The following is a 592-nucleotide window of genomic DNA, read 5'->3' on the forward strand; positions in this document are numbered from 1 at the left end:
CCGGTGCTGAAAGCCGCCGGCTACCGCGTCCGCACCGCGCCGACCGCGCAGGAGGGGCTCGCCGCGCTGCGCGCGCAGACCTTCGACGTCGTGCTGACCGACATCGAGATGCCCGACATGAACGGGTTCGAGTTCGCGGAAGTTATCCGCTCCGACCACAATCTCGTCGCGATGCCGATCATCGGGCTGTCGGCGCTGGTCTCGCCGGCGGCGATCGAGCGCGGCCGGCAGGCCGGCTTCCACGACTATGTCGCCAAGTTCGACCGTCCCGGTCTGATCGCGGCGCTGAAGGAACAGACCGCGGGTGCCGCCGGCGCCTCCGAGCTCAGCCGGGCGGCGGCGTAGAGCATGATCCGGACCCGAAGGGCCGCGTTAGCGCAAAGTGTGAAGCGGATTTCCGAGAAGATCATGCTCAAGACGAGGCAGGGGAAACACAGATGAGCAGCAAGACCCAATCCGCCGAAGGCGCCATGGTCGAATACGTCACCGCGATGATCGGCGGCCAGCTCTTCGGCCTGCCGATCTCACGCGTGCAGGACGTGTTCATGCCCGAGCGCGTCACCCGCGTGCCGCTCGCCTCCCGCGAGATCGC

Annotated in this window: 2 protein-coding genes; both read left to right on the forward strand. The window is 67.7% G+C overall.

The window, feature by feature from the left end; all coding sequences use genetic code 11:
* Positions 1 to 345 (forward strand): response regulator (locus SO180_RS42475; RefSeq protein ID WP_449384719.1); only part of this gene is annotated, 345 nt, incomplete at its 5' end.
* Positions 346 to 437: 92 nt separating this feature from the next.
* A partial coding sequence (locus SO180_RS42480; protein ID WP_449384720.1) for a chemotaxis protein CheW occupies positions 438 to 592 on the forward strand: 155 nt, incomplete at its 3' end.

The organism is Bradyrhizobium sp. UFLA05-112 (assembly GCF_053572325.1).